Origin of the sequence: Herpetosiphon sp. (assembly GCF_003512625.1) — a bacterium.
GTDB lineage: Bacteria > Chloroflexota > Chloroflexia > Chloroflexales > Herpetosiphonaceae > Herpetosiphon > Herpetosiphon aurantiacus.
This window is the reverse complement of sequence record NZ_DOPT01000098.1, coordinates 36,379-53,254: the sequence shown is the minus strand read 5'-3', so window position 1 is coordinate 53,254 and position 16,876 is coordinate 36,379. Positions and strand designations below refer to the sequence as shown.

18 protein-coding genes are annotated in these 16,876 nt (G+C 50.2%); 1 reads left to right on the top strand and 17 read right to left on the bottom strand.

The window, feature by feature from the left end; all coding sequences use genetic code 11:
* Positions 1–7 precede the first annotated feature (7 nt).
* The 6 genes from DEF47_RS22045 to DEF47_RS22020 form a co-directional block, all read right to left on the bottom strand.
* Positions 8–559: a GNAT family N-acetyltransferase gene (locus DEF47_RS22045; RefSeq protein ID WP_012188168.1), complete on the bottom strand. Its 552-nt coding sequence runs from the start codon at positions 557–559 to the stop codon at positions 8–10.
* Between the two features lie 33 nt (positions 560–592).
* A complete protein-coding gene (locus tag DEF47_RS22040; RefSeq protein WP_012188167.1) occupies positions 593–1,093 on the bottom strand; it encodes a vitamin K epoxide reductase family protein in 501 nt (166 codons plus the stop codon).
* A gap of 10 nt (positions 1,094–1,103) precedes the next feature.
* Entirely contained in the window at positions 1,104–1,844 is a 741-nt protein-coding gene (locus tag DEF47_RS22035; RefSeq protein ID WP_012188166.1) for a DsbA family protein, read from the bottom strand.
* 88 nt (positions 1,845–1,932) lie between these two features.
* Positions 1,933–3,420 carry a phytoene desaturase family protein gene (locus DEF47_RS22030; protein ID WP_012188165.1) on the bottom strand — a complete coding sequence of 496 codons (1,488 nt, stop codon included), beginning with the start codon at positions 3,418–3,420 and terminating at the stop codon, positions 1,933–1,935.
* 180 nt (positions 3,421–3,600) lie between these two features.
* Positions 3,601–4,569, bottom strand: a complete 969-nt coding sequence (locus DEF47_RS22025; RefSeq protein WP_012188164.1) for a helix-turn-helix transcriptional regulator — start codon at positions 4,567–4,569, stop codon at positions 3,601–3,603.
* Between the two features lie 78 nt (positions 4,570–4,647).
* Positions 4,648–4,839 (bottom strand): hypothetical protein, encoded by a 192-nt coding sequence (locus DEF47_RS22020; protein ID WP_041303958.1) that lies wholly within the window; start codon positions 4,837–4,839, stop codon positions 4,648–4,650.
* Positions 4,840–4,949: 110 nt separating this feature from the next.
* Between DEF47_RS22020 and hutI the strand changes: the two genes are divergently transcribed.
* Positions 4,950–6,233, top strand: a complete 1,284-nt coding sequence (gene hutI, locus DEF47_RS22015; RefSeq protein WP_012188163.1) for an imidazolonepropionase — start codon at positions 4,950–4,952, stop codon at positions 6,231–6,233.
* Here the strand turns inward: hutI and DEF47_RS22010 are convergent.
* The 11 genes from DEF47_RS22010 to DEF47_RS21960 all read right to left on the bottom strand — a co-directional run bounded on the left by DEF47_RS22010 (position 6,184) and on the right by DEF47_RS21960 (position 16,876).
* Positions 6,184–8,541, bottom strand: a complete 2,358-nt coding sequence (locus tag DEF47_RS22010) for a histidine kinase N-terminal 7TM domain-containing protein (RefSeq protein WP_012188162.1) — start codon at positions 8,539–8,541, stop codon at positions 6,184–6,186. The genes hutI and DEF47_RS22010 overlap by 50 nt on opposite strands.
* Positions 8,542–8,555: 14 nt before the next feature.
* Positions 8,556–9,623 carry an adenylate/guanylate cyclase domain-containing protein gene (locus DEF47_RS22005; protein ID WP_012188161.1) on the bottom strand — a complete coding sequence of 356 codons (1,068 nt, stop codon included), beginning with the start codon at positions 9,621–9,623 and terminating at the stop codon, positions 8,556–8,558.
* Positions 9,620–9,991, bottom strand: a complete 372-nt coding sequence (locus tag DEF47_RS22000) for a response regulator (protein ID WP_012188160.1) — start codon at positions 9,989–9,991, stop codon at positions 9,620–9,622. Before DEF47_RS22000 ends, DEF47_RS22005 begins: the two co-directional genes overlap by 4 nt.
* A gap of 96 nt (positions 9,992–10,087) precedes the next feature.
* Positions 10,088–11,395, bottom strand: a complete 1,308-nt coding sequence (locus DEF47_RS21995) for a bifunctional folylpolyglutamate synthase/dihydrofolate synthase (protein ID WP_012188159.1) — start codon at positions 11,393–11,395, stop codon at positions 10,088–10,090.
* Positions 11,396–11,773: 378 nt separating this feature from the next.
* The gene (locus tag DEF47_RS21990) at positions 11,774–13,528 is read right to left on the bottom strand and encodes a GAF domain-containing sensor histidine kinase (RefSeq protein WP_012188158.1); all 1,755 of its coding nucleotides are present in this window, start codon (positions 13,526–13,528) and stop codon (positions 11,774–11,776) included.
* Positions 13,529–13,556: 28 nt separating this feature from the next.
* A complete protein-coding gene (locus tag DEF47_RS21985) occupies positions 13,557–14,168 on the bottom strand; it encodes an RNA polymerase sigma factor (RefSeq protein ID WP_012188157.1) in 612 nt (203 codons plus the stop codon).
* A 76-nt stretch (positions 14,169–14,244) separates the two neighbouring features.
* A complete protein-coding gene (locus tag DEF47_RS21980) occupies positions 14,245–14,661 on the bottom strand; it encodes a type II toxin-antitoxin system death-on-curing family toxin (RefSeq protein ID WP_012188156.1) in 417 nt (138 codons plus the stop codon).
* A complete protein-coding gene (locus tag DEF47_RS21975) occupies positions 14,658–15,056 on the bottom strand; it encodes a type II toxin-antitoxin system death-on-curing family toxin (RefSeq protein WP_012188155.1) in 399 nt (132 codons plus the stop codon). Before DEF47_RS21975 ends, DEF47_RS21980 begins: the two co-directional genes overlap by 4 nt.
* Entirely contained in the window at positions 15,053–15,265 is a 213-nt protein-coding gene (locus DEF47_RS21970) for a hypothetical protein (protein WP_012188154.1), read from the bottom strand. Before DEF47_RS21970 ends, DEF47_RS21975 begins: the two co-directional genes overlap by 4 nt.
* 159 nt (positions 15,266–15,424) lie before the next feature.
* Positions 15,425–16,024, bottom strand: coding sequence for an anthranilate synthase component II (locus DEF47_RS21965; protein ID WP_012188153.1), 600 nt, complete (start codon positions 16,022–16,024; stop codon positions 15,425–15,427).
* A 21-nt stretch (positions 16,025–16,045) separates the two neighbouring features.
* Positions 16,046–16,876, bottom strand: a complete 831-nt coding sequence (locus DEF47_RS21960) for a universal stress protein (protein WP_012188152.1) — start codon at positions 16,874–16,876, stop codon at positions 16,046–16,048.

The following is a 16,876-nucleotide window of genomic DNA, read 5'->3' as shown; positions in this document are numbered from 1 at the left end:
CTCCACACTAGGCTGCCTCCGTTTCCTCATTGCCGCGTAAATGATCGACCAATTCGTTGATTTCGGCACTGTAATCGTGCTCACACTCTGGCTTATCGCGTTTCCAAATCATGCTGTTGGTCACTTTGAAGCCATAGCGGGCATACAAACGCATTGCGCCTTTGTTGGCCTCACGGACATCAAGTTGTACATTTTGGCAGCCTTTGCCCTCGGCCCGCTGACAGGCGTAATCGAGCAATTTGGTGCCAATCCCTTGGGCACGCGCTTCGGGCACAAGGTAAAAATCTTCTAAATAGGCATAGGGCGCGGCAGCCCAAGTCGAAAGCCGATAATTAATCTGAATACAACCCACAACTTCATCTTCGTTGGGGCCACGCTCAGCAATCACAAAATCGCTAAAGCCAGTAGTCAGCATCGCCCGAATAATCTCTTCCAAGGCTTCGGGTTCGGGCGGCGTTACGCCTTCTTCAGTAGCCAAAGCCGAAATCAACGGAGCGAGCAAAGGAGCATCTTCAGGGTGACACAATCGCACACTAAAGATCGATTCAAAATGCGCCATAAACGCTGGTCCTTACTTGAATAATAATCTGTATTATACCGCAGTCGCGTTGGCAGGTTCGAGCGATTCAGAATCAACTGATCGGCGGGCTTGCCACCAATCGAACCCTGCTAAAGCCCAAAAGAGCACTGCCACCACCGCCGAGATAATGCACCACTGACACCATTCGTGCAGCACCCAAGCCTCAATTGCCGTCAGATAGGCCGAAAATGCCAGTCCACCGCTTGCCAACACCAAGTTGATCGTTGGCAAACTAAATCGCCCAATCTGCGACCGCTGCAAACTCAGCACGCTCAGCACCACCAACAACAAAAAGCCCACAAAGCCAATATAGGCCACCGGAATGCCATTGGTTGGGGGAAAAACACTATATTTGCTGGCTTGCACAGCTTCACAATTGCCAACCACACCACACACCAGCGGGGCGCTTTGGGTTGGTCGCAAACGGTGAATGGTTAGATAACTTGAATTAATCAGGCCACCAAGCGCCAAAAAAGCCATGGCCATACGCGGCCAATACGGACGGTCGTCCATTACACGCCTCCTAGGGAGTAACACCTAATTTCGCATCAATTGCGAGCTTTAAGTCGGTATAAAAATCACCCACGAAATTAATCCGATCATCATTAATAAAAACGGTCGGCGTTTGATCGAGGCCTAAGCTTTTGGCCGAATCGTAGGAAGCATTGATGGCTGCTGTATGCGTTTCAGCATCCATACAATCTTCCAATTTATCGAGGTTAGCGCCAGCCTTGACCGCTGCATCAAGGATGAGTGGATTAGGGTTGTCTAAGTTTGTCCATTGCAATTGGCTATCATAAAGTGCCATATGCACCGGCCAATAGACACCTTGGTCGCCAGCACAGCGGCTTACTTCAGCTGTATATTGGGCCGATTTATGAATGCTACGCAAGGGAAATTCACGATAAATCCATTGAACTTTGCCAGTTTCAATATATTCAGCATCAAAATTGGCATTTGCTAGATCAACTTCAAGCTGGCGACAGCCTGGACATTCAAAATCAGCAAATTCAATCACCTTGATTGGAGCATTGGGATCGCCCTTATACCAATAGCCTTCCGAGGTTTGACCAATGGCTGCGTTGATCACAGGACGAATCGGGATGCTGGCACTGGGCGGAGCAACCGGAGTTTGTAAGGCCTGAATAAACACAAAGGTTAATCCAACAATGCCAACCAAGCCGAGCATCAAATAGAATGGCAACAACGAGCGCTTTTCGCGTACTCGCTGGCGGCCTTGGCGCGGTTTGGGGGTATTACTCATAACATTATTCCTTTCATCCAACAGCTGTATTTTGGCAAGCAAACTGCTACCACAGTCGCATCGTAGCGATCTTTGACCAACCTGACTATCAGAAAATAGTCCCAAGTTTGGGCTTCTCAGCAACTCCTAATCTTTGCAATGCCCAGCGTGCCCCAGCTTTGCCCGACAACAACACCAGCGGAATTCCACCACCAGGATGGGTCGCCCCACCAACAAGGGCCAAATTCTGCAAGCCTGCTGGCTGATTGGCTGGCCGCAAAAAGGCTGCCTGTAAGCCATGCGAGGCAGGGCCATACAACGAGCCACGCTGGGCATTGGTCATGCTCGCCAGATCAGCAGGCGTGAGCATAGTTTCGCTGATAATCGCTTGATTCAGCCCAACCAAGCCATGCTGCTCCAAACGGCGCACCACTAAATCACGATAGGCCGCCGCCTCGCGTTGCCAATTCACCCGACCTGTGACTGGGGCATTGACCAGCACAAATAAATTCAGCATTCCAGGCGGGGCATGCTCAGGGTTCGAGCGGCAGGTTGCAGCGATATAGATTGTCGGGTCAACTGCTGGCACACCATGCTCAAAAATTGCCCGAAATTCGGCGGCATAATCGCCGCTAAAGAAAATGTTGTGATGCTGCAATTGAGCGTAATCGCGATTAACCCCCAACAGCAACACAAAACCTGAGCACGCCAATTCGTGGGTTGGCGCTTTGGTGGTTGGAATCAGCTGATCAAGCGCATACATCGCATCAGCATTCACAATCACATAATCGGCATTAATCGTGCGGCCATCGCTCAAACGCACACCAGTAGCGGTTTTGTTGGTTACAATAACTTCGCTAACCAAACTATTTAACTGAATATCGACACCCATTTCGCCAGCAATTCGGCCTAGCGTCGCCGCCAATTGATACATACCACCGTCGATATACCAGCCGCCTTGGGCGATTTCAACATAAGGAATAATACAAAACGTCGCGGGCGAACGATAGGGCGAGGAGCCATTATAGGTAGCATAGCGATTGAACAACTGGCGCAGATAGGGGTGTTTGAAATAGTGGCGCACCGCTTGATCAACAGTTTTCAAGGGGGCAATTTTCCAAACATCGCGCAGTAAACGTGGTTGCAGCATTGTGCGCAAGCCCTGAAATGGCTCAAGCAAAAATGGCTCAGCCGCTGCTTGATAAATCTGGGCGCTAAATGCCATAAAGCCCAAAAAGCCTGCAACATCGGCTGGTTCGAGGCGTTCAATTTCTTTCAAAAGCTTGGGCAGATCGCTCCAAGCATCGAGGCGTGTGCCATCAGGCCATTGATAACGGCAGGTTGGATCAACCGGCTTAATTGTCAGTTCGCTGGCGAGATCACGCCCAACACTGGCGAGCAATTCTTCCACCACCCATGGCATCGTAAACAGCGATGGTCCTGTATCAAAGCGAAAGCCATGTTGCACAACTTGGGCCATTTTGCCACCAAGGGCCGTGTTTTTTTCAAATAAAGTTACGGCGACACCAGCCGCCCGTAGCCGCAAGGCTGCTGCCAAACCACCTAAACCGCCGCCAACAATCACCACATGCTGCATGCACTCATCCTTAAATCAATGCCTGATACTCCGCATTCTGTGCTATTGTACCGCGTGTTGAGTTGCCAAGCCGAAAATATCGCTTAACGGCGGGTGAGCGATTGATGACATTAACAAACAAACCCCTCATCTCAATCGCGAGATCAGGGGTTGTTGATTGATTCAAATTGGCCCAATTAACTATTGATATTGCTGAACCATCCGTTGAGCGTGCTCGGCAACTTCAGCGCGTAGATCAGCTGGAGCCAATACCTCAACATCAGCACCCCAGCCCAGCACCCATGAACGCATTTCACGCGTACCAGCGAGTTTCATCGAAAGCTCACAGCCACCATCGGGCAAATCGATCACTTCTTGCGACCGATGCCACGTGCTTTCTTTGACGCGACGGGCCACAACTGCGCTAAATCGTAAGCGCACCGTGACAGTATTGCCCTCGTCCATGATGCCCCAGCTATCGGCCAGCATGGAGTATGGGTCGAAATCCGCGGGAATCACATATTCGAGATCAAGAATTTCGGCGCGTTGGACTCGTTCGAGCTTAAATGTGCGCAAAGCATTGCGTAATGGGTCGTGGCCAATCACATATGAGGCTGGTTCAAACCGCGACACTTCGAGCACATACGGCGCAACCGTGCGCTCCTCAGGCTCCTCACGGTTCGAGGCCCAATACGAAAATTTAACCATACGCCGATCAGCCCAAGCGCGAGTGAAGGTTTCGAGCACCAAAATATATTCGCGGCGGGTTGGGCGCAGTTGAATTTGGGCGGCAACATTGCTCAAATGTTTAGCAATTGTTTCATCGGGCAGCGAGGCCGCAATTTTCTCAAGCGCCGCCACCACATGCGGGTTTTGCTCATCGCTATGGTGGGCCAGCAAACGGGCAGCAAAAAACAGCGAAATTGTTTGATTTAAATTTAAGCGCACTGTTGAGAGATAATCTTCGCGATTAATCCCAAATTTGCCCTCAAATTGCCACATTGGCACGCCCATGTCTTCAAGCGCACCCAAATCGCGGTAGATGGTGCGCCGATCCATGCCCGTAGCCTCGGCCAAATCCATCACCCGCAAGCCTTGGGGATTATTATAGAGTTTGCGTTCAATCCAGCGTAAACGTGCTGCTTTACTGGCTAAACGTTCATCGCTCATAGCAACCTCAAGCATAGGCGCTGCTCAAAAAAGAAGCACGGCGTAGGCCGTGCCAGCAGCAAGCCAATAATGTGTCGGCTAGAACACATTTAATACAGCTAGCACGACCATAAGTGCCAACAACCCACCACCCATCAAAATGATCCGAATCAGATCATGGCGAATGTAGATATATTCCACATCTGGGTTCATGCCGGCTGCTGATGATGTTTTGATATTGCGAATTGGTGGTCGCCGACGCGCCCGCGTCGAACGGCGATTGATTGTCATGACCGTGTATCCTCCTTATTGGTAAGGCTATTATAGCAGATAAGCCGACCTTTTCAGCTGTGGTAGGATACAGCGGTTATCGTTGCTCGCAGTTAACTCAAGGAGGAGTTATGCCCCACGCTGATCAATTAATTACCAATATAGGTCGCTTGGTTACTGGCCCGCAAGCACCTTTACGCGGCCAACAGCTGGCCCAATTAACCGCTATCGACCAAGCTGTTGTTGCTGTCCAAGCAGGCAACATCGTGGCACTTGGCAGTCAGGCCGAGCTTAGCGCTTGGACTGCCGATCAAACAATCGATGCAGGTGGTTATTTGGCAATCCCAGGCTTTGTCGATCCCCACACCCACGCTTGTTATGCAGGCGATCGCGCCCATGAGTTCGAATTACGAATCAAAGGCGCAAGCTATAGCGAATTAATGGCGGCTGGTGGAGGAATTATGTCAACAGTTCATGCCACACGAGCAGCCAGTAAAGCCGAATTAGTTGCCCAAACCCGCCCACGGCTTGATCAATTATTGGCCCATGGCACAACTACCGTCGAAATCAAAAGTGGCTATGGGCTTGATACCGCTACCGAATTAACCATGCTCGAAGCGATCGCTGAGCTAGCCCAAACTCATCCAATTGGCATCGTGCCGACCTTTATGGGGGCACACGCCATTCCCGCCGAATATCGCGACAATCCAGAAGCGTTTGTAGATTTGGTGGTTGATGAGATGTTGCCTGCAGTAGCAGCTTGGTGGCAACAGCAAACAATCTGGCAAGAACCCTTGGCTTGCGACATTTTCTGCGAAAATGGAGCCTTTTCAGTTGCCCAAAGCCAACGTATTTTGGTTAAGGCCAAAGCATTGGGCTTTCGCTTGAAATTGCATGTCGATGAGTTTGAGCCGTTGGGTGGCACGCCGCTAGCGGTCGAACTAGGGGCAATCTCGGTTGATCACTTGGTCGCCACGCCGCCCGAACATATCGCGATCTTGGCAAATTCAGAAACCGTGGGCGTTTCGTTGCCTGGCACGCCGTTTGGTCTGGGCAAGAGTCAATTCAGCCCAGCTCGCAGTTTAATCGAAGCGAACGGAATTTTGGCCCTAGCCACCGATTGTAATCCAGGCACCAGCCCTTGTGAATCGATGCCGATGGCAATTGCCATTGCTTGTCGCTATTTACGGCTGACTCCAGCCGAGGCCTTGAACGCGGCCACGGTTAATTCAGCGTTTGCAATTCGCCAGCATGAGCGCGTTGGTAGCTTAGCAGTTGGCATGCAAGCTGATCTGGCCTTGCTCAACCTGCCCGACGAACGCCATATCGGCTATAAGTTTGGCACAAATCCAGTCGCCATCGTGATCAAAACAGGTAGGGTGGTCCGTCGGAACCAACTTCACGCTGATCGCTAAATGGTTGCTCGACCCATGGCAACTTGACAATAAAAGTTGAGCCATGGCCTAACTCGCTGGTCACTTCAATATCGCCGCCCATTAATTTGCACAGATTACGACTAATCGCCAAGCCAAGCCCAGTGCCGCCATATTTACGCGTTGTTGAGGCATCGGCTTGGCTAAAATTTTGAAACAAATTGGCAACTTGCTCAGCCGTCATCCCAATGCCTGTATCGCAAACCCGTATTTGCAAACAAGCAGGCTCATCGGTTTCATCAAGAAAAAGCGAGAGCGAAATCGTGCCATGGTCAGTGAATTTGGCCGCATTGCCCAACAAATTAATCAACACCCGCCGCAACTTAGAAATATCGGTCCAAAACATCAGGTTATGGTAGGTCTGGTCGATCATCAGGCTATTATGGTTGCGGTCAATCTGTGGGCGCACCGTCGTAATCACATCATTTAATAGAATGCTGACGCGGGTTTGCTCCCAATAGACTGGCATTTTGCCTGCCTCAATTTTCGAGAGATCAAGCACATCGTTGATTAAGCCCAACAAATGCGCTCCGGCTGAGCGAATCCGATCCAAGTCGGCTAAATAAATTTGGTCGTTGGAATCGAGTAAATCTTCGCGCATCACATCGGCATAGCCAATAATCGCGGTAAGCGGGGTGCGTAATTCGTGGCTCATATTGGCCAAAAATTGGCTTTTGGTTTGGCTAGCAGCCTCGGCAGCATCCTTGGCGCGGCTTAGCTCGCGAGTCAGTTGTTGCTGGGTTTGGTACACATGGGCGTTGCCAATTGCAAACGAAATTTGAGCGGTAGCCGCTTCCATCAACTCGGAATGCTCCTGGCGAAAATGATCAACCTCTGAATGCAACAGCATCAAAATACCCAAAATTCCAGCCGTGCCAAAAATCGGCAAGGCCAACACCGAACGCGCATTGTAGGGTGCGTTTGGCAAATGCAACCAACGATCATCAGTGTGGGTGTCTTTGATCAAGGCAATTTGATTGTGGGCGACGATCCAGCCTGCCAAGCCTTGGCGCATCACCCGCCCAACCAAATTTTGCTGTTCGATGCGCGTGGCTTTTTCGCGGGCCAAAATGCTATGAGTCACCATTTGATGTTGGTCGAGCAGAAAAATACTGCCTTGCTCGGCTGTGGTTAGGTGGAGCGCCACATCCAAGGTGCTTTGCAAGGTCTGGTCGAGATCAATCTGAGCGCTGGTGGCGCGGGCCACTTCAACCAAGCCGGCAAACAAATTACGTTGCGAGCGCAGCAAATCTTCGTACTGATGGCGCTCAGTAATATCGCGTAGCAACAGCAAATGGCCAAGATAGCGATTGCGATCGCTCAGTGGCGATAATTGCACATCGAGCACTAATTTTTTCTCATCGCGATGGAGCGTATATTCCCAACGCAAATGCTCATCAGAATCATCCGATTGCGGTGCATCCAAACGTTCTAAAATGCTGACGATGGCCGATTGACCAATTTGCTGGTCGGGCCGAATATCCAACAACTTGCCAGCCGTGGCGTTCATATCCATCACGCGGCGCTTAGCATCGAGAAAAATCACGCCCTCACTGAGATTTTCCATCAAAATATGCCGCGCAATTGGAATCGTATCGAACAAACGATAGCGCAAAGCCCCCCACGCCAAGGCAACGGTGCTAATCACAAAGCCAAACGGGGTTAAATCAAGATAGGGAAATGGCCGATAGCCTAAAATATGAAACGCATTGGTGACCCATGGCGCGATTGCACTTAAAATTAAGGCAATAATTTGATTTTGATAAAGCGATGAAGAAAGTACTAATGCTTGCAGCAAAATTAACGTACCAGCCGCCATAAACACATATGAATAAGCCGTATGCACCCAAAACCATGGTCCATAATAAGTTTGGAGCATCGTATATTCGCCATACATCGCAATTTCAGTTTTTGTCCAAATCAAATGATGCCATTCATTCGTCCAGACTAAAACAATGGTAATTGCAGGAATAATCATGGCATATAAAAAACTACGCTTAGTGACAAAACGCTCTTGTCCGGTGTAATATAAAGCATACGCCACCCAAGCGACTGGTGGCGTAGCAATGCCTAAATATTGAGTTTTAGCAAAAATAACTTTAGTCGCTAAATCAACACTGACCAATTCCCATGCATAGCCCAATGTCCAAAAAGCAACAGTGAAAGCTAAAATAGCAAACGGCCACATCTGTGAAACAAAGCGGCGACGTGAGACAATAATTGCGATTGCAAACGAAACGCTGCTCGCAATCAAGGTGGGAAAGGTATACGATGGAATTTGCCAGTGCATAACAATTCCTAAGCTTAATGATGCCGATGGCGATTAAGAATATAGGTCGTGCGTGTGCCGAGATGTTTCATTTCGACCCCATGGCGTGGCTGCAAACTAAAATGCTCATGATCTTGCAACAAAGCATAGGTTTCGGCGCTAACCTGAATCGTGTTGGGATGAGCACTACTTTCCATACGGCTGGCAATATTAACGGTATCGCCCCACAGATCGTAGCTAAATTTGATTGTGCCAATCACGCCTGCAACAACTGGCCCGCTATGAATGCCAATTCGCATTTGTAACGGCTTGCCGTTGGGCATCGTAATTTGCTCAATCTCTGCCAACATTGAGGTGGCGAAGAGCGCCAAACGTTCGGCATGGTCGGGCTGGGCAATCGGCAAGCCTGCGGCAACCATATAGGCATCGCCGATGGTTTTGATCTTCTCCAAGCCAACATCAAGCGTCATCTGATCGAACCGTGAGAACAAACGATTGAGCCAGGCTACCAGTTCTTTGGCATTGATATGGCCCGATAACTCGGTAAAACCAACAATATCAGCGAAAAGTACGCTGACACTGCTAAAATATTCGGCGATATTGGCTTGTTGGTCTTTGAGTTGGTCGGCGATGGTTTGCGGCAGAATATTGCGCAAGAGGCGGTTGGATTGGGCTTGTTCTAAGGCGATCGCTTGTAGATAGGCCTGTTCTTGGTCGTGCAGACGCTTTTTTTCCAACGAAGCTTCGATCCGTGCTCGCAGCAAGGTCGTATTAAATGGCTTTGCCAAATAATCCTCAGCACCCATTTGAATGCCCTTGACCACGTTTTCCATATCATCAGCCGCCGAAACAATAATCACTGGAATATGACGTAATTGTTCGTTCTGTTTGAGATTTTGTAAGACCTCAAAGCCATTCATCACAGGCATCATAATATCCAGCAGTATGAGATCGATCGTATGGCTTTGAACATAATCAAGTGCTTGCTGACCATTCTCAGCAAGCACTACTCCATAATTGCGCCGCAATAGTTGGCGTTGCAGCAAATAGCGGTTATCTTCGCTATCGTCAACAACGAGAATACGAGGTTGGGTTGCGGTCATAGTGGCGTATCCTCGACTAAGGCCTGAATCTTACTAACCAGGCTAGTAAAGTCAACTGGCTTAATCTCATATTCGTTGCAGCCTGCTTCCAAACAGCGCTCTCGATCACCGGCCATAGCATGGGCAGTTAAACCAATAATCGGAATCTGATTGACTGCTGGGTTGGCTTTGATGATGCGAGTTGCCGTCCAGCCATCAACATTTGGCAAACTCATGTCCATCAAGATGATATCGGGCATTAAGCTTTCAACCAAATCGATCGCTTCTTGACCATCGACGGCCACCGAAACCTGAAAATCGCGACGTTCAAGGCGGCGCTTCAACATATCGCGATTCATTTCATGGTCTTCAACAAGTAGAATATGCATACAAACTCCAATGCTCGTTGCTCCATGCCGCATCGCGAGGGCTGCTCTGCTGTTGCTAGTGTCGCGATTTGGCATTACGAGTCAGTTTACGATCGGCTAATCGGGCTGGGCTAAGCCATGGGTTTCACGCGCTTCGGCAGCCACAAACAGCGATCCAGTTACGCAAATGAGGCCAGCGGCGGATGTGAGTTGTTGGGCCAGCGTTAAGGCCTCGGCCACGCTGTTGGTCTGATGAACCGGGCGATTAACATGCTGCTGAATCAATTCAGCCAGTTTTTCGGGTGCTAAAGCCCGTGGATGCCGCGAACAGGTTGTGATCAGGTGGGTTGCCGAATTGCTGAGTTGCTGAATAATTGCTTGAATATCTTTGTCGCTTGATGTGCCTAAAACTAAGGTCAGCGGTCGGTTTGAATAATTCTGTTTGAGCGCTTGCAGCAGCACCCGCGCCGAATCGCCGTTATGCGCTCCATCGACAAGCGTCAACGGTTCGTTGGCAATTTGCTCAAACCGAGCAGGCCATTGGGTTGTTGCCAAACCTTGGCGAATAGCATCATCGCTAATGGGGAAACCGAGTTCGCGCAAGAGCAATGCGGCGCTGGTGGCAAGTTGGGCATTTTGCATCTGAAACTCACCCTTCAAGCCCAGTTGTTCAGGCACAATCACCAGTGGATATTCAGCAACCACCCCTGAGGCTTGCTCCTGCAATCCCGCCATCCCTGCAATAAATAACGGAGCCGCTTGCTCAGCAGCAACCTGAGCGATCACCTCAGCCGCCTCGGCTTGCTGCACAGTGCTAATTACTGGCACATGCTGCTTGATGATTCCAGCCTTTTCATAGGCAATTTTGGCTAGTGTATCGCCTAAAATCGCCGTGTGATCATAGCTGATCGAAGCAATTACGCTGAGCACAGGGTTAACAGTGTTAATCGCATCATAGCGCCCACCCAAGCCAATTTCAAGTACTGCCAACTCGATTGCCTGCGTAGCAAAGTAGTACAAACCCAAAACCACCCCAATTTCATAGGTGGTTGGTGAACCAACTTCGGGGTCAAGTGGCTCCAGTAGCGGTCGCACCTGATTAATCAAATCGACAAGCTGGCTTTGGCTAATTAGCTCACGATTGATTTGCATGCGTTCGCGGTAGGAGTGTAGGTGCGGCGAGCTAAAAAAGCCAACTTTTAGGCCACTCTGGCGGATAATCGACTCTAAAAAGGCACACGTTGAACCTTTGCCCTTCGTGCCAGCCACAATCACCGCCGGATAGCGCAACTGTGGATTACCCAACAACTCCAGCATCGCCTTGACCCGGGGCAAATTAAATTCGGTCGGATTTTTGGGTAACTTCTTCTCGCTATCGAGGAAACTGTAGATCCAATCCATGGCATCTTGATATGTTTGCAGCATCGACGCTTGCTCCAGCTAAATCATCTGCTGCTTAGTGTACAACCAATAGCGGTTTATGTGCATTTTTATCGATAGTTCGTCAGCATGCCCTCATTCCCTAATCCCTTCCTTTTAAGGGTAGGTTGTTAACCATCCCATCATCCGTGATCACCACCCTTCCGTCCCGCCTCAAGGCGGGAAACGTCGGGGGCTTTAATCCCCCTGCACCCCCTCAAGGGCAATCAAGGGCAGTTAGCCATCTATCGATGAACCAGCGGCTTAGTGGTTCGCAGCGGAAACTTACCCTCGCCCGCCGCAGTGAGAGCGGGGTTGGGATGAAGGCAATTAACTATAAAACCCCGCGACGAGCACTCGTCGCGGGGTCAGTAGATTCATTATCTAAATACTACTGGCATCAAGCGGTACAATAACCCGAACGGTTGTACCAGCGCCAACTGCTGAGGTCATTTCGGCACTCCCGCCAACCATGCGTGCCCGTTCATCAATATTTAAGAGGCCAAACGAGCCACGTTTGCTGTAGTTAGCCCGAACTGCTTGCAAATCGAAGCCTTTGCCATCATCCTGCACTGTCGCCATCAACTCATCGCCTTGGCGGGTTAGCCGAATCCAGATGTGTTTGGCTTGGGCATGTTTCATGGCATTGTTGCTAGCTTCTTGAATAATATTGAACAAGGTGCCTTCACGTTTGGCATCAAGCCGCAACTCGCCGACGGTTTCTTCGAGGATTACCTGGGTCGTGCCATCTTTGAAGCGGGTTACATATTCGCGCAGGGTCGCAACGAGGCCTTGGCTATCCAGAGTCAAGGGGCGCAACTCGAACAAAAGCGTGCGAATATCATAGGTGGTGCGGCGGGCTAATTCGCCCATTTTGGTCAGCTCTTGCATCACGCGGCTTGGTTCGCGCTCCAATAAACGCTTGACAAATTCAATATTCATGGTGATGGCGGCCACTGATTGAGCGGGGCCATCGTGCAAATCGCGGGCAAGTTGTTGGCGCACTTCTTCTTCTTTGCTAATCAGTTTGGTGCGTTCATCGCGTAATTCGCCAACCAATTGGGCATTGAGCATGGCAATAATTGCGTAATTGGCCAAGGCCGAAACCATACCCAATTCATCTTCATTGATTTCGTTACGATCAACCCCGACGACCACGATGCCATAGTTGCGGCGGCCTGCGCTCAGCGGCACACAACAAACACACGCACAGTTTTGCATCGATGGTACGCTGCTCAAGGCATGTGATTGGCGCAAATCGTTCAAAATGCGCGGCGTGCCTGAGGCCAGAATCGAGGCCATAATTCCAGTTGGCTCAATCGCAATCCGCAAATTGAGATCACCAGAGCCAACTCCAACGCCAGCAGCAACATACAATTCATCTGGCTCGCCAGTTGGTAACAGCACCACGCTACTGCGGCCATTGATCAAACGAATCGATTCGGTCACGGTGGCATCAAGCACCGTTTGAAAATTCATGGTAGTACTAAGTTTATAGGCAACTTCGTAGAGTGCTCGCATGCGGTCGCGATACGCTTCGGCATCACGCTGAGCACTATCGACATCACGCCGTGCGGCAATCACATGTTCGCGATTGATCTCGCTGGACTGACCAGAAAGCGTGCTGACCAACCACGAAACTAAAATCAAAGCTGTACAGTTGACTGCAATGCTAACAAACATCTCTTCGCTGCCAACATTGCCAGCATCGCCAAAGCGCCGATATAGCGTAATGCCAGCATAGACAATCGCTGCGCCCACACCCGTACCAACTGCTTGGGCAGGCGAACGATTGGTTGAAGCCCACACAGTTGGCAACATAATCAACGCTACCAACAAGGCGGGGGGCAGACCGCTAAACAAGGCAAAGAGCGCAATAAAGCCAAAATCAACAATAAAGATCCACGAGGGCAAGTTGCGAAAGCGGGGCACAAAAGCCGAGCCAGCCATCACTAAACCATAGATCGCATAGGCCCACCAAATTAGGCCAAATGGGGTGGTTGGCGGAATAACCGTGTGTTGATCGATGCGAGCGCCGACGACCAAAATCAAGCCAAGGCTAATCAACCGCACCAAGCTAAATAATGGATCACCGGACATTAATAGTCGTGGTGTAATGCGTGGGACGGAGATAGACATGGTTGAATCTTCCTCGGCACTAACTATCTTAGAAGGAAATTCCGTCAATCAGTGGTTCGCCCTCGATTGCAGCTTGGTAGAGCTGCTCTTTGAGAATTTTACGGGCATAAAACAGCCGCGATTTAATCGTTCCCTCAGGGCATTCTAGAATTTCGGCAATCTCCGTCAGGGAATAATCATGAAAATAATGTAAGACTAAAACTGCGCGATGCTGGGGTGAAAGGCGCTCTAAGGTTTGGCGCACCACATCTTGCATCTCGCGGCGTTCAGCGACCACATCGGGCGCAGAACGAGAGCTAGCCCGCAAGCGCTCAGCCAATTGATGAAATGGCTCGTACCATGGGCGTTGGCGCTTGATGCGGCTATAGCACAAATTCACCGTTACGCGATAGAGCCAAGGGGCCAGTGGCATACTGCCATCAAGCTTTTTAGCATGGCGATACAACCGATAAAAACAATCTTGCAAGACCTCTTCGGCCAATTGTTGATCGCGGGTAATCCCCAATGCAGTCTGGAACAATTGCTGGCGATAGCGATCAAACAATTGTTGGAGCGCCAGCATATCGTTGTTGGTGGTAATTGCCTCCAACAAAACAGCATCACTTCGCTCTGATTGTGCGTGATCGTCAGCGATGGCCATTTGGCTATTCTTTCTATGGTTGTGTGGTTTACGGTGGGCTATTTGTGGCCCATTATACCACAGCCGTTTTGGCTTTTTAGCTACGATTTTCGCCAATTGGCCGCGAATGTTGGGCTAGCCAACTACTGGCAGTTTCATAATCTTGGCGATGCATGGCCAAGGCGGTAGTAAATTGATCAGCTTCGGCGGCATCAACCGTCAGTTGATAGCCATTCAAGGCTAGAAATCGCGCCGTAATCGCCATTGCGATGCGCTTGTTGCCATCCCAAAATGGATGATTGCGAATTAGCCCAGCCAGCAGCATGCCCGCTTTGGCACATAGCGTTGGAAAAAGCTCCTCGCCAAACATCGATTGAAAAGGCGTAGCTAAGGCCGAGAGTAATTGTTGAAAGCGCAAAACATCGAAGCTTTCGCCATGCGCTTCGGCAATCGCATCGCGAATATGCAGCGCTTCTTCAAGGGTAATATAGTGCAATGGAACTTCTTCACTCATAATTGCTCACAACGTTGTGCGATCCAAGCGGCCTGTTGTTCACGATCCATGCCTCGTTCTGCTGCCACCAGCAAAATCCAATCGTAAAGGCTATCGTCGTCGGGCGTATTGAAGGCATAGCCATTCCGAGCCAGAAATTCAATCATCGCCAATAAGGCCGTGCGTTTATTGCCATCGCTAAAACAATGACCATGAATCAACGCATCGAATAAAGCAGCGGCCTTGCTAAACGTATCGGGATACAGATCCTCGCCAAACATGGTTTGTTGGGGCGCAGCCAAGGCGGTGGCTAATTTTTCAAAGCCCTGTTCAGTAATGCCATGAATTCCACCGATGTGCTGAATCACCATGGCTTGGAGCATAAAGGCATCGGTCAGGCCCAAATAATGGGTCACAGCAGCCTCCGCAAGGTTTCGGCATATTGTGCCATGGCTTTGCGCACCCGTGGCACAAGCTGCGGATCTACCTCCGGCAAGGCTTGCAACGACAGATAGCCATCGGCATCAAGCTCAACCGCCAATAAAATGGTGGTTTGTTGGCTAGCTCGCAGCCATTCGGCCAAATTGGCGGGCACTTCTTCAGGTTTTAATGTTAATTGTTGCATATCACTCGAAATCTATTAATCTCAACTCAATGTTTTGATCCGCGAAGGACACGAAGGACACGAAGCACGGAACCGCGAAGGACGCAAAAAACGCAAAGCTGTTTTTAGCCACAGATTCACGGAATCCATTCCTGACCTCTGACCCCTGATCCCTAACCCCTAACCCCTAACCTCGGCCAACTCTGGTTTAGCAATGCTCAAGAAGTTAGCAAGTAACACTTTGCCATGCTCAGTCATAATCGATTCGGGGTGGAATTGCACGCCTTCGATTGGCAAGGTGCGGTGGCGCAAACCCATAATCAAGCCATCATCACTCCAAGCGGTAGCCTCAAGATCACTAGGCAAGCTGGATTCCTCGACAATCAATGAGTGATAGCGGGTGGCGGTGAAGGGTGAAGGCACACCAGCGAAAATCCCAACATTCAAGTGAGTGATCGGTGAGGTTTTGCCGTGGCGCAATTGGGGAGCGCGAATCACTCGCCCGCCAAAGGCGGCCCCAATCGATTGATGTCCCAGACAAACGCCTAAAATTGGGTATTCCATACACAATTCGCGAATCAGCGGCACGCTAATGCCGGCTTCGGCAGGCGTACATGGTCCAGGCGAAATTACAATCCGGTCAATGGCTTCCATGTGGCGAATATCATCGACTTCAATTTCATCGTTGCGCTTGACCACCACCTCTGCGCCAAGTTCGCAGAAATATTGATACAAATTATAGGTAAAGGAATCGTAGTTATCGAGTAGCAAGACGGCCATAGCAAACTCCTTGATTGCGGTTTAGAAATCGCTGGTATTTTGGACAAGTAAAACAGGAATTGGACTATTAAACAAGATCTCAGCGCTAACATCTTCGAGCAAGACCCGATCAAGTGGCGTTCGCGCCCGATGCGCACCTATCACCAAGAGATCGTAACCGCCCGTTTTGAGTTCCTCTTGAATTTCTTCAAGCACCATGCCAGCGCGAATCCGCACGGTGGTGGTAATGCCGCGATCGGTCAAAATGGTTTTGGCGGCAGCAATATTACGCGCCACCTCGCCCTGCTTTTCCATCACCAAATCGGCGAGCCGCTCAGGGTCGCGCTCCTCGGGCTTGTAGGTCAGCGATAGTTGCGACACAATATGCAAAATTGTTACTTGGCCGCCAAGGGGTTCGATAATTGAGGCCGTCATTTGGGCATCGTGTAGCGTAGCCGGGCCACCAGCAGCGCAAACCAAGGCGCGGCGCAGCTCATTCGGGCGACCTTGCATCAATAACATCGAGCAGGTTAAACGCCGAGCCAACGAACCAATCGCCGATTGACCCAGCCATCGTCGCCAACCTTCCTTGCGCAACGGCCCAAACGCCACCAAATCTGGTTGGCTAGCACGAGTTTCGAGCACAATCGCCCGTTCTGGCGTGGCTCCGCGAATCGTGCGGGTCGGCGCTTGATCGCTTTGCAATAATTGCTCAGCGTTGAAAAAATACATTTCGGCTTCATCTTGATGGGCTTCATCGACCAAAAAGGTCGTTTTGACATGCGATTTACGGGCTAATGGCGCAAGATAGGCCACCATGCGTCGCGCTGCCGAGGAACCATCAAGGTAAATCATCAAATTAAAAGGCTTCAT